At 63.8% G+C, this 18,745-nt stretch carries 10 protein-coding genes, 1 other RNA gene and 2 pseudogenes; 5 read left to right on the plus strand and 8 right to left on the minus strand.

Annotated elements, in window-relative coordinates:
- Positions 1 to 410 precede the first annotated feature (410 nt).
- Positions 411 to 507, minus strand: an RNA gene (gene ffs / locus AC0SZ7_RS20310) — signal recognition particle sRNA small type.
- A 269-nt stretch (positions 508 to 776) separates the two neighbouring features.
- Here ffs and AC0SZ7_RS20315 point away from each other — a divergent pair.
- Positions 777 to 1,223 carry an Hsp20 family protein gene (locus AC0SZ7_RS20315; protein ID WP_475506072.1) on the plus strand — a complete coding sequence of 149 codons (447 nt, stop codon included), beginning with the start codon at positions 777 to 779 and terminating at the stop codon, positions 1,221 to 1,223.
- Positions 1,224 to 1,277: 54 nt separating this feature from the next.
- Here AC0SZ7_RS20315 and AC0SZ7_RS20320 read toward each other — a convergent pair whose 3' ends face one another.
- From AC0SZ7_RS20320 to AC0SZ7_RS20350, 7 genes and pseudogenes are all read right to left on the minus strand, one after another.
- A complete protein-coding gene (locus AC0SZ7_RS20320) occupies positions 1,278 to 2,441 on the minus strand; it encodes a zinc-binding metallopeptidase family protein (protein WP_475506073.1) in 1,164 nt (387 codons plus the stop codon).
- Between the two features lie 36 nt (positions 2,442 to 2,477).
- Positions 2,478 to 4,541 (minus strand): maltose alpha-D-glucosyltransferase, encoded by a 2,064-nt coding sequence (gene treS, locus AC0SZ7_RS20325; protein ID WP_475506074.1) that lies wholly within the window; start codon positions 4,539 to 4,541, stop codon positions 2,478 to 2,480.
- Between the two features lie 151 nt (positions 4,542 to 4,692).
- Positions 4,693 to 5,151, minus strand: a pseudogene (locus AC0SZ7_RS20330) (BRCT domain-containing protein); the annotation flags it as partial.
- Positions 5,152 to 5,267: 116 nt separating this feature from the next.
- Positions 5,268 to 7,053 (minus strand): annotated as a pseudogene (gene ligA / locus AC0SZ7_RS20335) (NAD-dependent DNA ligase LigA); the annotation flags it as partial.
- Positions 7,054 to 7,123: 70 nt separating this feature from the next.
- Entirely contained in the window at positions 7,124 to 8,017 is an 894-nt protein-coding gene (gene zipA, locus AC0SZ7_RS20340) for a cell division protein ZipA (protein WP_475506075.1), read from the minus strand.
- 205 nt (positions 8,018 to 8,222) lie between these two features.
- Entirely contained in the window at positions 8,223 to 11,711 is a 3,489-nt protein-coding gene (gene smc, locus AC0SZ7_RS20345) for a chromosome segregation protein SMC (RefSeq protein ID WP_475506076.1), read from the minus strand.
- A 1-nt stretch (position 11,712) separates the two neighbouring features.
- Positions 11,713 to 12,372 carry a GntR family transcriptional regulator gene (locus tag AC0SZ7_RS20350; RefSeq protein ID WP_475506077.1) on the minus strand — a complete coding sequence of 220 codons (660 nt, stop codon included), beginning with the start codon at positions 12,370 to 12,372 and terminating at the stop codon, positions 11,713 to 11,715.
- A 232-nt stretch (positions 12,373 to 12,604) separates the two neighbouring features.
- Between AC0SZ7_RS20350 and xdhA the strand changes: the two genes are divergently transcribed.
- The 4 genes from xdhA (at position 12,605) to guaD (ending at position 18,683) form a co-directional block, all read left to right on the plus strand.
- Positions 12,605 to 14,044: a xanthine dehydrogenase small subunit gene (gene xdhA / locus AC0SZ7_RS20355; protein ID WP_475506078.1), complete on the plus strand. Its 1,440-nt coding sequence runs from the start codon at positions 12,605 to 12,607 to the stop codon at positions 14,042 to 14,044.
- Positions 14,037 to 16,433 carry a xanthine dehydrogenase molybdopterin binding subunit gene (gene xdhB, locus AC0SZ7_RS20360; protein ID WP_475506079.1) on the plus strand — a complete coding sequence of 799 codons (2,397 nt, stop codon included), beginning with the start codon at positions 14,037 to 14,039 and terminating at the stop codon, positions 16,431 to 16,433. Before xdhA ends, xdhB begins: the two co-directional genes overlap by 8 nt.
- A 96-nt stretch (positions 16,434 to 16,529) precedes the next feature.
- Entirely contained in the window at positions 16,530 to 17,366 is an 837-nt protein-coding gene (xdhC, locus tag AC0SZ7_RS20365; RefSeq protein ID WP_475506080.1) for a xanthine dehydrogenase accessory protein XdhC, read from the plus strand.
- A 12-nt stretch (positions 17,367 to 17,378) separates the two neighbouring features.
- Positions 17,379 to 18,683 (plus strand): guanine deaminase, encoded by a 1,305-nt coding sequence (gene guaD / locus AC0SZ7_RS20370; RefSeq protein WP_475506081.1) that lies wholly within the window; start codon positions 17,379 to 17,381, stop codon positions 18,681 to 18,683.
- Positions 18,684 to 18,745 lie beyond the last annotated feature (62 nt).

Below are 18,745 nucleotides of genomic sequence, written 5' to 3' on the forward strand. Positions count from 1 at the left end.
ACCAATCGTCGTCACTTTAACTATTCCCACAATGCTCAGCAGATTTCGACTACTTCCCTTCAGTGCTAAAAATCTTCTCGAACAGCTTGGCTATATTTCAACCGGCACACCGGAGCCGTATGTGTCGAAGGGGATCGTTCCTGAAGCATGTCCCATAACCGTCTCGTCATGACTGCTCGCCTGCCGCTCCATACCGACACCCTCCTTGCCTGCTGCCGCGACATTCGTCAGACATCATTAACAGGCAACCTGCCCACCCCAAGGCACAGACAGGCAAGCTTGGATAAAAATCTGAGGATGATAGAATGCCCAGCATGATGCACCACTTAGGTGTACCTAAACGCTGTTCCACTTCGAGTTTTTTGAGCGAGAAATCCTTGTAAAATCAAGGACTTAGAGAATGGAGGCAACCCCACCAGCCACACCCCGGCACACAATGTTCCCGCTGTGGCTGCTCCCTTCCGGGCCTGACCAGGTTAACGGGTAATCGTTGCGGGGGGACCGATGGGGTCACCATAACAACACTCGCCTAGCAGCGAGCGGGGCCATTGTACCGGTCCTGAGCGAAGATACAACCTTTGATTGCAGGAAAAATTCGTAAGGGGTTCAAACACTTGGGTTTACCCCCTCAACGCCTGTTGGCGGCGGCCGCGCAAAGGGGCCAAAAAATTTTCAGCCCATTTCTTGAAATCCAATCAGCCACCCCTATCTGTTTTGTACGCGATGCCGAAGTCGGGTCGCGTACCAAACCTTGCTGATTGTTCAGGAGATTGACCATGACTACCGCATTTTCCCTTGCCCCACTGTTCCGCCATTCCGTGGGCTTCGACCGTTTCAACGATCTGTTCGAGTCGGCGGCGCGTAACGAGCCGGGTAGCAGCTACCCGCCCTACAACGTCGAGAAACATGGCGATGATCAATACCGTATCGTGGTGGCCGCCGCAGGCTTCCAGGAGTCGGACCTTGAGTTGCAGGTAGAGAAAGGCGTGTTGACCGTCAGTGGCGGCAAGCGCGAAGGCAACGGCGAGGCCGTGACCTATCTGCACCAGGGTATTGCCCAACGGGCGTTCAAGCTGTCGTTCCGGCTGGCCGACCATATAGAGGTCAAGGCTGCCACGCTGGCGAACGGGCTGTTGAACATTGACCTGCTGCGCGTGGTGCCTGAAGAGGCCAAGGCCAAGCGCATCCCTATCAATGGGGTTGGGCAGGCCGCGCTGCAGTAAGCGCGATGTGATGAAGAAGGGCGCCCAGTGGGCGCCCTTCTTTTATATACGCTTCTATACCTGCAACACCTCATCCGCCCTGCCCCCTGCCTCCTGGATCACCAGGTGTACGAAGTGCAACTTGGCGATGACCGCGTGGGGCAGCACGAAGGGATAGAAATCCGGCTGGCCCATGCTGCGCGACAGTTCGTTGAGCATGCCGGCCAGTTCTATCCAGGTGTTCACGAACGCCAGGAATGCGGGCCCGCTGGCGTGCTGGGGATCGTACAGGGTGTCCAGCGGGAATGGCTGGTAGTCCAGGTCCATGTCGCGCGCGCTCATGCCGAAGCCCAGGGCGGTGTCCACCGCGTCCATCATGTGCAGGTAGTGCGCCCAGGTTTCGGCCCAGTCTTCCCAGGGGTGCATGGTGGCGTATGCGCTGACGTAACGTTGCTGCCAGTCCAGCGGCGCGCCCTGTTCATAGTGACGTTGCAAGGCATCGGCATAGCTTTGGCTGTCGTCGCCGAACAGGTTGCGGAATTCACCCAGCCAGTGGCTGCCCGCCACCAGCCGATCCCAATAGTAGTGGCCCACTTCGTGACGGAAGTGGCCCAGCAGGGTGCGGTACGGTTCGCGCATCATCACCCGCACCTTTTCCCGGTGGGCGTCGTCGGCCTCCTTTATATCCAGGGTGATCAGGCCGTTGGCGTGGCCGGTCATGGGCGCGTTGCCTTCCAGGTCGATACCGATGAAGTCGAAGGCCAGGCCCGTGTCGTCATCCACCACCTTGGGCACCACGTCCAACCCCAGGTTGATCAACTGCGAGACCATGCGCCGCTTGGCGGTTTCCACCTTGCGCCAACGCTCGGGGTTTTCCGCCACGGACAGGTCGGGAATGGTGCGGTTCAGCGCGCAGGACACGCAGAACGTGGCCGGGCTGTCAGCGCGCACCAGCCAGTTGCAGGCAGCCGGGGTGTCGAGGTTGGCGCAGCGCCGGAACTGGCCGGCGTCGAGGTCGCCGTCCAGTTGCCAGGTGCCGGCCTGGGGGCCTGCTTGCAGGGACGACAGCAGGTTCAGTTCCGGCCAGTAGCCCAGAGCTGCCGAGCAGGCCAGGCACTGGCTGTTGCGGAAGAAGATCGACTGGCCGCACTGGCAGTGCCAGACCTTGCTGTGGCGGTTGTCCTGCCCCACGAAGGGCGCGGCGATGCGGGTGCTCAATTGCTCGAAAAGGCGGTACATGCACGTTCTCCGGGGGTGACGGGGGCAGCGTAGTCGTTACTGTGGCGTGCTGCTGACCACACGCAGCGCCAAGCCTTCGTAGGGGTCGAGGGTAATGGTGAATTCGCCGCTGTCGGTAAGGTCGCCTTCCACCCGCTCGTTGATGATGTCTACCACCGGGCCCGGGGCGATGCCCGGCAGGTGCAGGGTTTCCACCAGGCTGTCGGCACTGAAGTTGAGCGCGGTGATCTGCGTCCCCTTCCCCGCCGGCAGTTCATGCACCAGCACCAGCAGGCCGGGGTGTTGCACGTCCGGGATAAGGATCTGGCGGCTGGCGGCAATATCGTAGGCGCGGCGTACCGCGAGAATCTTCTTCAGCTGGGTGGCGAAGGAATCGGCCTGCTGCAGTTGGCTGGTGATGCTGCCATACAGGGTCTTCGGCCGCGGCATGCCGCCGGCGGACAATTCGGCGCTGGGGTCAAGGTCCACCAGGTCGTAGGCGCCACGATGAATCCAGCGGGTGTCGCCGTCCTGCATCAAGTGCGCTACCTGCTCGGCCGGCAGCGGCAAGGCGCCCACCAGGTCCCAGCCCGACAGGGCGAACACGCCCGGCTGCATGGCGTTGTACATCACCAGCAGCAGGTGGATGTGCTTGATTTTCTGCACGTCGTCGGCGGTGATGGCGTCCAGGTCGCGGATGCCCAGGGCGGCGGTGATGATGCTGGCAGTGGTGCACGACACACCATTGGTAACGAACTTGAGGTTGTAGGGTGCATGCTCGCCGGCCAGGCGCTCGTACATTTCCTCGCGGATGTGCTCGCGGAGGATATTGCCCGGGAAGGTCTGGCCCTGGTACAGGTAGGTGTCGTGGGCATGCAGGGTCCAGAAGTGGACCAATTCCAGGGTCAGCTCGTCATGATTTTGCAAGGCATGGATCAGCGAGGCCGGGTCGATGCCGAAGTGGTGCACCTGGCGCAGCATCAGCCGCAGGAATTCGGTATTTCCGGTCAGCAGCGCGTGCTGGTACGCCGGGCGAGTGATGAAGTCGTAGGACAGGTCGGCGCCACCCTTGGACATGGTAGCGATGTCGTCGATGGTCAGGTTCAGCTCCTGGAAGCTGAAGCCGCCGGCCTTGCGGATGGTGCCGGCCAGCAGCTGGTTGCCGTTCACCGACAGCGGGTGGCTTTCGGACCAGGCATTGCCCTCGGCGCGCCGCTCCACCCCGAGGAAACCATTGGCGTCCAGCCGCAGGATGCGCGCACCCATCACGTCGATGGAATGCAGGGCATCGCCGATGATCATCTGCTGCGCGGTAAAGGTGGGGTCCAGCCAGTTCAGCGACGGCTGGCCTTCCTTGAAGTAGTGCAGGTACACCCAGCGCCGCGCCTTGCCGTCGACACCGACAATCACCGGCGTCACGCTCCAGTCGGTCTCCTTCACCCCGGGCTCGAAGAAGATTACCCGCTGCAATTGGCCGACGATGTAGTGCCTGGCCTTGAGCAGGTCGACGGTTTCAGGCGGCAGGTTGCGCGCATCTCGGCCCGGCTCGACGTCGGGCAGCAGCGGCCAGTCCTCTTCCTTGATTTCGACCATGTGGTACAGGCCGGGGTAGTCGGCGTAGGCGCGCTCGGCCAGGCGGAAGTCGGCACCCTTGCCGGTGTGCGAGGGAATCGCGTCGTCGATGACGATGGCATTGTGGGCGGCGGCAATGCGGCTCAGGCCGAGCATTTCCGCTTCGGTGCCCAAGGCCGGGTCAATGTCGAAGCTCATGCGGTCGAAGTTGCCGTCGACGCTGGGGGTACGTTCGCGGCCGCGCAGGCCACCGGACAGTTTCAGTGGGCCATTGTGGATGCCCTGGATACCGATTTCCGACAACGCGTGCCACAGGGTTTCATCACCCAGGGCCTGCAACACCGAGCCGCCCTCACGGGTGACGATGGATGCAGGGTAGGCGGTGAACCACACCGAGGCGATGGCCGAGGCGTCCCGCGGCCGGGCTTCGGCGAAGGGCCTTTGCCACAGGCGGGCCTGGCCGGCGTATTGAAGGGCGCGTTGCTTGGCGGCATGGAGCATGGACTGGTCCACGAGCCATTGAATGGTGTCCTGGTCCGGCTGTGACATGGGTGACCCCCGCTGTTTTGGCATTTCCTTATGAGTGCGCTGCGGTGGGATCGTTGCATAAATTGGTAACCCTGTGGGAGCTGGCGTGCCAGCGAGCTTTTGAGGCCCTGAAAAGCTCGCTGGCAAGCCCGCTCCCCCAGAAATCGTACGATCAGGCGGTGATGCCGTGGCCTTCCAGGAAGGCGACGAAGGCGTCTTCGTCAAGCACCTTCACGCCCAGTTCGTTGGCCTTGGTCAGCTTGGAGCCCGCGCCCGGCCCCGCTACCACGCAGTGGGTCTTGGCCGACACCGAGCCTGCCACCTTGGCGCCCAGGCTTTCGAGTTTTTCCTTGCCCACGTCGCGGCTCATGCGCTCCAGGCTGCCGGTCAGCACCCAGGTCTGGCCGGTGAGGGGCAGGCCTTCGATGACTTTTTTCTCGCTGCCCCAGTGCATGCCGAATTCGGCGAGCTGTTTTTCAACTTCAAGCGACCGCTTCACGTTCTCAGGCTGGCTGAAGAACTCCCTCACGTTATTGGCCGCTTTATCAGGAAGCGTCTGCTTCATGTCCAGCCAGTCTGCGTTGATCAACCCCTCAAGCGTGCCAAACCGAGCAGCCAGCTTGTCAGCCCCAACCTTGCCAAGCGCGAAGATATTCAACCTGAATATGAAATCACTAAAGGAGACCGCGCCAGAAAACTCGGCATGCACCTCTGCAGACTGGTCCAGATCCACGCCATCTGGACTCACCAAACGCTTGATCACCGACTGGTTGTGCTCATCCTCGAAGAAATCGTGAATTTCATACGCAACCTCAAGGCCGATGTCAGGCAGATAGACCAGTACATCAGGTAAAGCTCTACCAATTCTTTCAAGGTTTCCCAGCGACCTTGCCAACACTTTGGCGGTTTCCTCTCCCACGTCCGGAATACCCAGCGCGAAGATAAACCGTGCCATGGCGGGGCGCTTACTGGCAGCAATGGAAGCAACAAGATTTTTGCTCGACAGTTCAGCAAAACCCTCAAGCTCGAACAGTTGATCTTCCTTCAGGCGATAAAGGTCTGCGGGGGAAGAGACCAACCCCTGATCAACCAACTGCTCGACAATTTTCTCACCCAAACCGTCGATATCCATTGCCCGACGCGAGACGAAATGGGTAATGGCCTGTTTTAGTTGAGCGCCGCAAGCAAGGCGACCGGTACAGCGGTAAACAGAACCATCCGTGATGATGACCTGCTGCTTCGTGCGCCTTACCAGTTTCGTCGGTTCAACGGGGGAGCCACATACCGGACAAGCTGTAGGGATCTCGATGGAGGTAGCCCCGTCGGGCCGCCTTTCCTCCACTACCTGCATCACTTGGGGAATAACATCGCCTGCACGACGAATCACCACCGTATCGCCGATTTTTACGCCAAGGCGCGCAATCTCGCCCATGTTGTGCAGCGTTGCATTCGCCACCATGACGCCGGCCACCTTCACCGGCTTCAAGCGCGCCACCGGCGTCACTGCGCCCGTACGCCCCACCTGGAACTCCACGTCCAGCAGTTCGGTCAGCTCTTCCATAGCCGGGAATTTATGGGCGATGGCCCAGCGTGGCTCACGGGCGCGGAAGCCCAGCTCGCGCTGGCTGGCCAGGCTATTGACCTTGAACACCACGCCGTCGATTTCGTAGGTGAGCGCGGTGCGGCGCTCGCCGATGTCGCGGTAGTAATCCAGGCACTCGTCGATGCCCTTGGCCAGTTTCAACTCGCGGCTGATGGGCATGCCCCAGGCTTTCAGCTGCTCCAGGTTGCCGATGTGGGTGTCGGCGATGTTCTCGGACACCTGGCCCAGGCCGTAGCAGCAGAATTCCAGCGGGCGGCTGGCGGTGATCTTCGAGTCCAACTGGCGCAGGCTGCCGGCGGCGGCGTTGCGCGGGTTGGCGAAGGTCTTGCCGCCCGCCTCCATCTGCGCCTCGTTGAGGCGTTCGAAACCGGCCTTGGACATGAACACTTCGCCGCGCACTTCCAGGGTGGCCGGCCAACCGCTGCCCTGCAGCTTTAGCGGCACGTTGCGGATGGTGCGCACGTTGACGCTGATGTCCTCGCCGGTGGTGCCGTCGCCGCGGGTGGCACCTCGCACCAGCAGGCCGTCCTGGTACAGCAGGCTGACGGCCAGGCCGTCGAGCTTGGGCTCGCAGCTGTATTCCACCGCCGCGCCGCCGCCAAACAGGTCACCGACCGGCAAGTCCAGACCTTCGGTCACCCGGCGATCGAACTCGCGCATGTCGGTTTCTTCGAAGGCGTTGCCCAGGCTGAGCATCGGGATCTCGTGGCGCACCTGGCTGAACGCGGTCAGCGCCGCGTTGCCCACGCGCTGGGTGGGCGAGTCGGCGGTCACCAGCTCCGGGTGCTCGGCTTCCAGCGCCTTGAGTTCGCGGAACAGGCGGTCGTATTCGGCGTCCGGGATGCTCGGCTCGTCGAGCACGTGGTAGCGGTAGTTGTGCTGGTCCAGTTCGGCGCGCAGCTCGAGGATCCGGGTGTTGGCGGCGGTCATGTGCTGTGTTCTCGTATAAAGCAAAAGAGCAGCCGGGGCTGCTCTTCAGGTGTTCGGCGATGGTGTTGAATCAACGCTTCTGGGTCAGCGCCCGACGTTCAAATTCGACAATACGCTGGCGGTAGTGTTCGATGGTCTGGGCGGTCAGCACGCTGCGCTGGTCGTCCTTCAGCTCGCCGTCCAGTTCGTGGGCCAGCTTGCGGGCCGCAGCCACCATCACGTCGAAGGCCTGCTTGGGGTGACGCGGGCCTGGCAGGCCGAGGAAGAAGCTCACGGCGCGGGTGCTGAAGTGATCGATGTCGTCCAGGTCGAAGATGCCCGGCTTTACGGCGTTGGCCATGGAGAACAGCACTTCGCCGTTGCCGGCCATGCTTTCGTGGCGGTGGAAGATGTCCATTTCGCCGAAGCGCAGGCCGCTTTCGAGGATGTTCTGCAGCAGGGCCGGGCCCTTGAAGCCGCCTTCGGAACGGGAGATCACGCTGATGACCAGCACTTCCTCGGCCTGGGGCTGGTCGCGGTGCTCTACCGGCGCTGCGCCCGAGGCGTTGAAGGCCGGGGCCTTGTCGTCCGGGAAGTCGTCTTCGCGGTCGCGGGCACTGAAGGCCGCTGGCTGCTCAGGCTCCAGCGCCAGGTCGCCCTGGGCCGATTCAGCCACCGCGCGCTCGCGCTCACGCTCGCGTTCCTGTTTCTTGTTGCGCTTGGGCGCCACCGGCTCGCGCGCAGGGGCACTCATGGACGGCAGGTCGTGCTCGTCCAGCGACGGCTCGTGCTGCTCTTCCAGCACCCGCGACGGGCCCAGCACTTCAGCGCTGTGCTCTTCGTCCGGCAGGTTGGAGAAGCTGCGGTCGAGCCTGAATTTCAATTTGCCCTTGCCGCCGCGCATGCGGCGCCAGCCATCGAAGAGAATACCGGCGATGACAATGACGCCGATGACGATCAGCCACTCGCGCAGACCGATTTCCATTTAATCCTGTGCCTCTATAAAAAATGCTGAAAAATAAAGGGCTTGAACCCCCTTTAAAACGTGGCGCCAACTCTATGTTCTGACAGGCGTTTTCCCCACGCGTACGAAAATATGTCCAATAAACTAGCACGACCAAAGATAACTTTACACCGTCTGTCGCAGCAGATACGCCAATAAAGTGCAAGCGGTCCAAATTCGCTCGTCTTCAGGCGTCGACCATTGCCATCGCCTCCTCTACGTCCACCGCTACCAGGCGCGAGCAACCGGGCTCGTGCATGGTCACGCCCATCAACTGGTCGGCCATTTCCATGGCGATCTTGTTGTGGGTGATGTAGATGAATTGAACCGTTTGGGACATTTCTTTCACCAAACGGGCGTAGCGTCCAACGTTAGCGTCATCCAGCGGTGCGTCAACTTCGTCGAGCATGCAGAACGGCGCCGGGTTCAACTGGAAGATGGAAAACACCAGGGCCAGGGCCGTCAGTGCCTTTTCGCCGCCAGAGAGCAAATGAATGGTGCTGTTCTTCTTGCCCGGGGGCCGCGCCATGATGGTCACCCCAGTATCGAGTAGATCTTCGCCCGTCAGTTCCAAGTAGGCACTGCCGCCACCGAAAACTTTTGGGAACAAAGCCTGCAAACCGCCATTTATCTGATCAAAGGTATCTTTGAAGCGGTTGCGGGTTTCCTTGTCGATCTTGCGGATGACGTTTTCCAGGGTGTCCAGCGCTTCCACCAGGTCATCGTTCTGGGCGTCCAGGTAGCGCTTGCGCTCGGACTGCTGCTGGTACTCGTCGATGGCCGCCAGGTTGATGGCGCCCAGGCGCTGGATGCGTGCGTTGATGCGCTCCAGTTCTTCCTCGGCCTCTTTTTCGTTGGCCAGGGCGTCGAGGGTGGCAATGACGCCTTGCAGGTCGTAGCCGTCTTCGTGCAGTTGTTCCTGCAGGGCCGTGCGCTTCACGCTCAGGGCCTGCCATTCCATGCGGTGCTGCTCCAGCTGGCCGCGGATCATCTGCGACTGCTGCTCGGCCTGGGTACGGCGCTTCTCGGCGTCGCGCAGTTCGCTGTCGGCATCTTCCAGGGCCATTTTCGCCTGGCGCATTTCCTCGTCGACGGCCATGCGCCGTTCCAGCAGCTCTTCAAGCTTCAGGCGCAGCTCTTCCAGCGGTGCCTCGCCCTCCTCCAGGTTCAGCGACAGCTGCTCGCGCTTCTCGGTCAGGCGCTCGGCCTGCAGCTCCAGGCGTTCCAGTGCCTGGCGGGTGGAATCGTGCTGGGCCCGCAGGGAACCCAGGCGCACGGCCAGTTGATGGGCGTGGTCCTTGTGCTGGCGGGCGTCGTGGCGCACCTGGTCGAGGCGCTCGCGCAGGCTGTCGCGCTGGGCCATCAGCAGCTCGCGCTGCTCGGTGTCCTGGGCCATGGCATCGAGGGCGTCCTGCAACTGCAGACGCGACTCGCCCAGCTGTTCGCTTTCCATGGCACGCTGCTCGGCCAGTTCCGCCAGTTCTTCGTCGAGGCGGCGGCGGCGCAGGGTCAGCTGTTCGGCCTTGGCGCGGCCGGCGGACAGCTGGGCCTTGAGCTCGCCTTGTTGGCGGGCTTCGTCGGCCAGCTGGCGGCGCAGTTGTTCGCGGGCCTCTTCCTGCAGCAACTGCTGCTCGCGCAGGCGCTCCAGGCGCTCTTCCAGGCTGGCCAGCGCGGCCTCGCGCTCGTCGCGCTCAAGGCCAAGGTTTTCCAGCTCCTGGCCGCGGGCCAGCACGCTACCCTGGGCATCGCAGGCACGGCTGACGCGCAGGAAGTGCCGCCCTACCCAGTAGCCGTCACGGCTGATCAGGCTTTGCCCCGGCTGCAACTGGGCGCGGGCGGCCAGTGCGGCTTCCAGGGTTTCCACCGGCCGAACCTGGCCCAGCCAGGGGCTGAGGTCAGTGCGGCTATCGACTTTTTCCAGCAGGCTGCCGGGCAACGTCGGCGTGCCGGGCGCGGCGCTGAGCATGCGCAGTTCACCCTGCTCGAAGCTGCCCAGCGCCAGGCCGTTGAAATCATCCACCAGCACCGCTTGCAGGTCGGCGCCCAACACCGTTTCCACCGCCAGCTCCCAGCCGGCTTCCACGCGCATGCCTTCGGCCAGGCGCGGGCGCTGGTCCAGCTGCTGGTCGCGCAACCACTCGGCGGTGCCGGTGCCCGGGTCCAGAGCAGCCTGTTGCAAGGCTTCCAGGGAGGCCAGCCGCCCGTTCAGGCGTTGCAGCTCGCCCTGGGCCTGCTGCTGGTCGCGGGTGGCCTGTTGCAGTTGCTCGCGCAGCTGCTCCAGGCGCTCCATTTGCTGGGCCTCGCTGGCCTGCAGCTCTTCGATCAGCATGTCGCTGGCAGCCAGTTGCTCGCCCAGCTCCAGAATGGCCGCGTCTTCAGGGTCGGCGGCCAGTTGTGCGCGCTCCTCACCCAGGCGCCGCTGGCGTTCGCCCAGGCGTTCCATGGACTGGTCCAGCTGCTGGATGCGCGACTGCTGCACCTCGGCCTGGCGGCGCGGTTCGGCGGAACGGGTGTTGAAGGCGTCCCACTGTTCCTGCCAGCCGTGCATGGTGGACTCGGACTCTTCCAGGGCGGCGGCAGCCTCTTCGGCGGCGGCGCTGGTCATTTCCTGCTCGGGCGCGAGCATTTCCAGCTCTTCGCCCAGGGTGGCCAGCAACGTGCGGTCGTGGCCCAGGTGCGACTCGGTTTCCTGGCGCGAGCGCTCGGCCTCCTTCAGGTCATCCTGCAACTGGCGCAGGCGTTGCTGGCCGTGCTGGATGTTCTGCTCGACGCGGGCAATGTCACCGCCCACGGAATAGAAGCGGCCCTGCACCAGATTGAAACGCTCGGACAGGTCGTGGTGGCCGTCGCGCAGGCGCTCGATGGCCGCGTCGGCGTTGCGCTGCTCGGCCACCAGGGCCTCGAAGCTGACCTCCTGGGTGCCGATGACCGCTTCGCGCTGGGCCACCTGTTCATTCAGTGCCTGCCAGCGCAGGGCCGACAGCTGCGCCTTGAGCTGGCGCTCCTCGGCCTTGTATTCCTGGTACTTCTCGGCGGCCTGGGCCTGGCGGTGCAGGCGTTCAAGCTGGCGTTCCAGCTCTTCGCGCAGGTCGGTCAGGCGCTCCAGGTTCTCGTGGGTGCGGCGGATGCGGTTCTCGGTCTCGCGGCGGCGCTCCTTGTACTTGGAGATGCCGGCGGCTTCCTCGATGAAGTTGCGCAGTTCCTCGGGCTTGGCCTCGATCAGTTTGCTGATCATGCCCTGCTCGATGATGGAATAGCTGCGCGGGCCCAGGCCGGTGCCCAGGAAGATGTCGGTGATGTCCTTGCGGCGGCACTTGGTGCCGTTGAGGAAGTAGGTGTTCTGGCTGTCGCGCGTCACTTTGCGGCGGATGGAAATTTCCGCGTAGGCGGCGTATTCGCCCACCAGGGTGCCGTCGCTGTTGTCGAACACCAGTTCGATGCTGGCCTGGCTCACCGGCTTGCGGCTGGTGGAGCCGTTGAAGATGACGTCGGTCATCGACTCGCCACGCAGGTTCTTCGCCGAGCTTTCGCCCATCACCCAGCGCACGGCGTCGATGATGTTGGACTTGCCGCAGCCGTTGGGCCCCACCACTGCCGCCATGTTGCTGGGGAAGTTTACCGTGGTGGGGTCGACGAAGGACTTGAACCCCGCCAGCCGGATGCACTTCAGGCGCATGTCAGCGGTTCGCCAGGGCGGCCAGCACCAACTGGCAACTGCGCTGGGTGTAGTCGCCCAGCACCGTGCGAATGCGCGCCAGGTCGCGGGCCACCACGGCGTCCAGCAGGCTGTCGAACAGCGCCAGGTAGTCGCCCATGGTGGCCTTGCGCTGTTCCAGCGCCAGGTAATAGGTGCGGCTCATGGCCGGCTGCAGGTTCTCGACGGTTTCCTGCAGGTACGGGTTGTCGGCGAACGGGTAGGCAGCGCGCATCACGTTGAAGCTGTCTTCGACGAAGGCCTTGATGTCCTGGCGTTCCAGGCTGGCGGCGAGGCGCTGCTGGATGGCCACGAAGGGTTCGAGCTCGGCCGGCGTCTGCCAGCGCTGGGCCACGGCGTTGCCGAGCAGGATGTACATCTCGCTCATCAGCGCGCACAGGCTCTGCACCTTGTGGGCGCTGAGCTCGGTCACGTGTGCACCACGGCGAGGCAGGATGGCGATCAGATGGCGCCGCTCCAGAATCAGCAGCGCTTCGCGCACCGAGCCGCGGCTGACATTGAGTGCCGCCGTGACTTTCTGTTCCTGAATGCGCTCACCGGGCGCAAGTTCGCCCTGGATGATGCGTTCGGCCAGATAATCGGCGATTTGCTCGGAGAGGCTGTCCGGCGCCTTGAACGTCATGGTTGTCCTTCAAACTCTTCAAACATGGCAAGCGGCGAAGTGTAGCGCACTTGCCCCCTGGAAACGCAGAGGGGGACATGGCCTTTTGGCATGGAATAAGCAAATAAATCACTCAGGCGCCCGCTCGCCTGAAATCCTGACTTTTGAGTCAGAAAACTGTTGACCGTAAAGTCAGAACTGCTAAATTCAATACTATCGGTCAACAACAATAAATGTGTCAGCGAGGCCTTCCGTGATCCAGTTTCTACTCAACAGGGAATTGCGCAGTGAACACGCCCTGGACCCCAACCTCACCGTGCTCGAATACCTGCGCACGCACCTGAAAAAGCCCGGCACCAAGGAGGGCTGCGCCAGCGGCGACTGCGGCGCCTGCACCGTGGTGGTGGCGGAACTGGAAGGCGACGGCTTGCGCTACCGCAGCCTGAACTCGTGCCTCACGTTTGTCTCGTCGCTGCATGGCAAACAGCTGATCTGCGTCGAAGACCTCAAGCACAAAGGCCAATTGCACAGCGTGCAGCAGGCCATGGTCGACTGCCATGGCTCCCAGTGCGGCTTCTGCACCCCGGGGTTCGTGATGTCGCTGTTCGCCCTGCAGAAAAACAGCGCCGAACCCGACTCGCACAAGGCCCATGAGGCCCTGGCAGGCAACCTGTGCCGCTGCACCGGTTACCGCCCTATCCTGGCCGCCGCCGAGCAGGCCTGCTGCCAACAGGCGCCGGACCAGTTCGACGCCGCCCAGGCCGAGACCATTACCCGCCTCAAGGCCATCGCCCCCACCGAAACCGGCGAGCTGAACAGCGGCGACAAACGCTGCCTGGTGCCACTGACCGTCGCCGACCTGGCCGACCTTTACGGCTCGCACCCTGAAGCGCGGCTGCTGGCCGGCGGCACCGACCTGGCGCTGGAAGTGACGCAGTTCCACCGCACGCTGCCGGTGATGATCTACGTGGGCAACGTCGCCGAAATGAAGCGCATCGAGCACTTTGACGACCGCCTGGAGATCGGCGCCGCCACCCCGCTCACCGACTGCTACGACGCCCTCAGCGCCGAATACCCGGACTTCGGCGAACTGCTGCACCGTTTTGCCAGCCTGCAGATACGCAACCAGGGCACCCTGGGCGGCAATATCGGCAACGCCTCGCCCATCGGCGACAGCCCGCCCCTGCTGATTGCCCTGGGCGCACAGATCGTGCTGCGCAAGGGCAACGCCACGCGCACCCTGGCGCTGGAAGACTACTTCATCGACTACCGCATCACCGCGCGCCAGGAGAGCGAGTTCATCGAGAAGATCATCGTGCCCCGCGCCCGGGCCGGCCGCAGCTTCCGCGCCTATAAAGTCTCGAAGCGCCTGGACGATGACATCTCCGCCGTGTGCGCCGCCTTCAACCTGGCGCTGGAAGACGGCGTGGTCACCGACGTGCGCGCCGCCTTCGGTGGCATGGCCGCCATTCCCAAGCGCGCCCAGGCTTGCGAAGCCGCGCTGCTGGGCAAGGTGTTCAACAACGCCAGCCTGGAAGCCGCCTGCGCTGCCCTGGCCGAGGACTTCACGCCACTGTCCGACTTCCGCGCCAGCAAGGAATACCGGCTGCTGGCTGCCCAGAACCTGCTGCGCAAATACTTCATCGAGCAGCAATCGCCTTACATCGAGACCCGGGTGACCGCTTATGTCTAACCATCACGGCGAAACCCTCACCCAGGCGCAACTGGCCGAACGCTTCGCCCAGGGCTTGACCACCGGCGTGGGCCGCAGCGTCAAGCACGACAGCGCCGACAAGCATGTGGCCGGCGAGGCGCAATACATCGACGACCGCCTGGAATTCCCCAACCAGTTGCACGTGTACGCGCGGCTGTCGGACCGGGCCCACGCGCGGGTGGTGAAAATCGACACCACCCCCTGCTACGCCTTCCCCGGCGTGCGCATTGCCATCACCCATGAAGACATCCCGGGTCTGAAAGACATCGGCCCGCTGCTGCCCGGCGACCCGCTGCTGGCCATCGACCTGGTGGAGTTCGTCGGCCAGCCTGTGGTGGCCGTGGCCGCCCGCGACCTGGAAACCGCACGCAAGGCGGCCATGGCCGCGATCATTGAATACGAAGACCTGGAGCCGGTGCTGGACGTGGTCGAGGCCTTCCGCAAGCAGCATTACGTGCTCGACAGCCACACCCACAAGCGTGGCGACGCAGACACCGCCCTGGCCAGCGCCCCGCACCGCCTGCAAGGCACCCTGCACATCGGCGGCCAGGAGCACTTCTACCTGGAGACGCAGATTTCCTCGGTGATGCCCACCGAGGACGGCGGCATGATCGTCTACTGCTCCACCCAGAACCCCACCGAGGTGCAGAAGCTGGTGGCCGAGGTGCTGGACGTGTCGATGAACAAGATCGTCGTCGACATGCGCCGCATGGGCGGCGGCTTCGGCGGCAAGGAAACCCAGGCGGCCAGCCCGGCGTGCCTGTGCGCGGTGATCGCGCACCTGACCGGCCAGCCCACCAAGATGCGCCTGCCGCGCGTGGAAGACATGTCCATGACCGGCAAGCGCCACCCCTTCTATGTCGAATACGACGTGGGCTTCGACGACAACGGCCGCCTGCACGGCATCAACATGGACCTGGCCGGCAACTGCGGCTACTCGCCGGACCTGTCGGCGTCCATCGTCGACCGCGCCATGTTCCACGCCGACAACTCGTACTACCTGGGCGACGCCACCATCAACGGCCACCGCTGCAAGACCAACACCGCCTCCAACACCGCCTACCGTGGCTTCGGCGGCCCGCAGGGCATGGTCGCCATCGAGGAGGTGATGGACCGCATCGCCCGTCACCTGGCGCTGGACCCGCTGGCGGTGCGCAAGGCCAATTATTATGGCAAGACCGAGCGCAACGTCACCCACTACTACCAGACGGTGGAACACAACCTGCTGGAAGAGATGACTGCCGACCTTGAAGCCAGCAGCGAATACCAGGAGCGCCGCGAGTCGATCCGCCGCTTCAACGCCCACAGCCCGGTGCTGAAGAAAGGCCTGGCGCTGACCCCGGTGAAGTTCGGCATCTCGTTCACCGCCAGCTTCCTCAACCAGGCCGGCGCACTGATCCACATCTACACCGACGGCAGCATCCACCTGAACCACGGTGGCACCGAAATGGGCCAGGGCCTCAACACCAAGGTCGCACAGGTGGTGGCCGAGGTGTTCCAGGTGGACATCAGCCGCATCCAGATCACCGCCACCAACACCGACAAGGTGCCCAACACCTCGCCGACGGCGGCCTCCAGCGGCGCCGACCTGAACGGCAAGGCGGCGCAGAACGCTGCCGAAACCATCAAGCAGCGCCTGGTGGAATTTGCCGCGCGCAAGTACGCGGTCAGCGAGGAAGACGTTGAATTCCGCAACGGCCACGTGCGCGTGCGCGAGCTGGTCATGCCCTTCGCCGACCTGATCGTGCAGGCATGGATGGGCCAGGTGTCGCTGTCCAGCACTGGCTACTACAAGACCCCAAAAATCTTCTACGACCGCAGCCAGGCGCGCGGCCGGCCGTTCTACTATTTCGCCTTCGGCGCCGCCTGCGCCGAGGTGGTGGTCGACACCCTGACCGGCGAATACAAGATGCTGCGCACCGACATCCTGCATGACGTGGGCGCCTCGCTGAACCCGGCCATCGACATTGGCCAGGTGGAAGGTGGCTACATCCAGGGCATGGGCTGGCTGACCACCGAAGAGCTGGTGTGGAACGCCAAGGGCAAGCTTATGACCAACGGCCCGGCCAGCTACAAGATCCCGGCGGTGGCCGACATGCCGGCCGACCTGCGCGTGAAGCTGGTGGAAAACCGCAAGAACCCGGAAGACACGGTATTCCATTCCAAGGCCGTGGGCGAACCGCCGTTCATGCTCGGCATCGCCGCCTGGTGCGCGATCAAGGATGCCGTGGCAAGCCTGGCCGACTACCGCCTGCAACCGCAGATCGATGCCCCGGCCACGCCGGAGCGGGTGTTGTGGGGTTGCGAGCAGATGCGCAAGGCCATGGCCGCCAACGCCACCCCGATCACCGAGGAGGTCACCTCATGACCCCTGTAGCAGCTGCCGCAAGGCTGCGTCGAATTCACCCCTTAAATTGCGGCGTCCATGACGCGGCCTGCGGCCGCTGCTACGGAGGATGTGTGCATGAATAACTGGATCAGCGCCCTGGCCGTCCTGCAGGAACAAGGCGAACCCTGCGTGCTCGTGACCATCATCGAGGAACAGGGCTCCACCCCGCGCAACGCCGGCTCGAAGATGGTGGTCAGCGCCACCCAACTGTATGACACCATCGGTGGCGGGCACCTGGAATACAAGGCCATGCACATCGCCCGCGAGATGCTCGCCAACGGCCGCCAGGGCACCCACCTGGAGCGCTTCAGCCTGGGCGCCAGCCTGGGCCAGTGCTGCGGCGGCGTCACCGTGCTGCTGTTCGAGCCCATGGGCCAGGTGCAGGCGCGCATCGCCGTGTTCGGTGCCGGCCACGTCGGCCGCGCGCTGGTGCCACTGCTGGCGGCGCTGCCCTGCCGCGTCAGCTGGATCGACTCGCGCGAACAGGAATTCCCCGCGCACATCCCGGCCGGTGTGCGCAAAATCGTCAACGAAGAACCGGTGGACGAGGTCGACAACCTGCCGCCAGGCAGCTACTGCATCGTCATGACCCACAACCACCAGCTCGACCTGGAGCTGACCGCCGCTATCCTCAAGCGCAACGATTTCACCTGGTTCGGCCTGATCGGCTCGAAGACCAAACGGGTGAAATTCGAACACCGCCTGCGCGACCGCGGCTTCGACCCCCAGGTTGTGCAACGCATTAGGTGCCCTATGGGCCTGGCCGACGTCAAAGGCAAATTGCCGATTGAAATCGCCGTGTCCGTGGCCGCCGAAATCATCGCCACCTACAACGCCAACTTCGGCCAGGGCACCGCCAGCGCCGAACCCATTGCCCAACTGCTGCCGCACTCGCGACGCAGCCAAGCCTGAGAAACCCAAGACATGAGCCTGACCCGCAAAGCCTACCGCGCCGCCATCCTGCACAGCATCGGCGACCCCGCCGAAGTGGGCATCGACGCCTCCTATGAATACTTCGCCGACGGCCTGCTGGTGGTGGAGAACGGCCTGATTGCCGCCGTCGGGCACGCCGAGGCGCTGCTGCCGAGCCTGCCGGCGGACGTGGCCATCGAGCATTTCCCCGACGCGCTGATCACCCCCGGCTTCATCGACACCCACATCCACCTGCCGCAGACCGGCATGATCGCCTCCTATGGCGAGCAGCTGCTGGACTGGCTGAACACCTACACCTTCCCGTTCGAAAGCCAGTTCGCCGACAAGGCCCACGCCGACGAAGTGGCGGATATATTCATCAAGGAACTGCTGCGCAACGGCACCACCACCGCACTGGTGTTCGGCAGCGTGCACCCCGAGTCGGTGAACGCCTTCTTCGAGGCGGCCCAGAAGCTCGACCTGCGCATGATCGCCGGCAAGGTGATGATGGACCGCAACGCCCCGGACTACCTGGTGGATACCGCTGAAAGCAGCTACACCGACAGCAAGGCGCTGATCGAGCGCTGGCACGGCAAGGGCCGCCTGCACTACGCGGTCACCCCGCGCTTCGCGCCCACCAGCACCCCCGAGCAACTGACCGTGGCCGGCCAGCTGCTCAAGGAATACCCGAACGTCTACATGCAGACCCACATCAGCGAGAACCTCAAGGAGATCGAGTGGGTGAAGGCGCTGTTCCCCGAGCGCCAGGGCTACCTGGACGTGTACGACCACTACCAGCTGCTGGGCGAGCGCTCGGTGTTCGCCCACGGCGTGCACCTGTGCGACGACGAGTGCGCACGCCTGGCCGAGACCGGCTCGGCCATCGCCTTCTGCCCCACCTCGAACCTGTTCCTGGGCAGCGGCCTGTTCAACCTGCCAATGGCCGAGAAGCACAAGCTCAACGTCGGCCTGGGCACGGACGTCGGCGGCGGCACCAGCTTCTCGCTGCTGCAGACCTTGAACGAAGCCTACAAAGTGATGCAGCTGCAGGGCGCGCGCCTGAGCCCGTTCAAGTCACTGTACCTGGCCACCCTGGGCGGCGCGCGGGCGCTGCGCCTGGAAGACAAGGTGGGCAACCTGCAGCCGGGCAGCGACGCCGACTTCCTGGTGCTGGATTACAACGCCACGCCACTGCTGGCGTATCGGATCAAGCAGTCCAAGAGCATTGAGGAGACGTTGTTCGTGCTGACCACGCTGGGGGATGACCGCACCGTGCAGCAGACCTATGCGGCGGGGCGCAAGGTGCACCAGCGTTGATTCCGGACGCGGGGGGGGGGGCGGCCGGGGGACCCCCCCGACCACGCCCCCCCCCCGCCCCC

The organism is Pseudomonas sp. JC1203 (assembly GCF_056175065.1).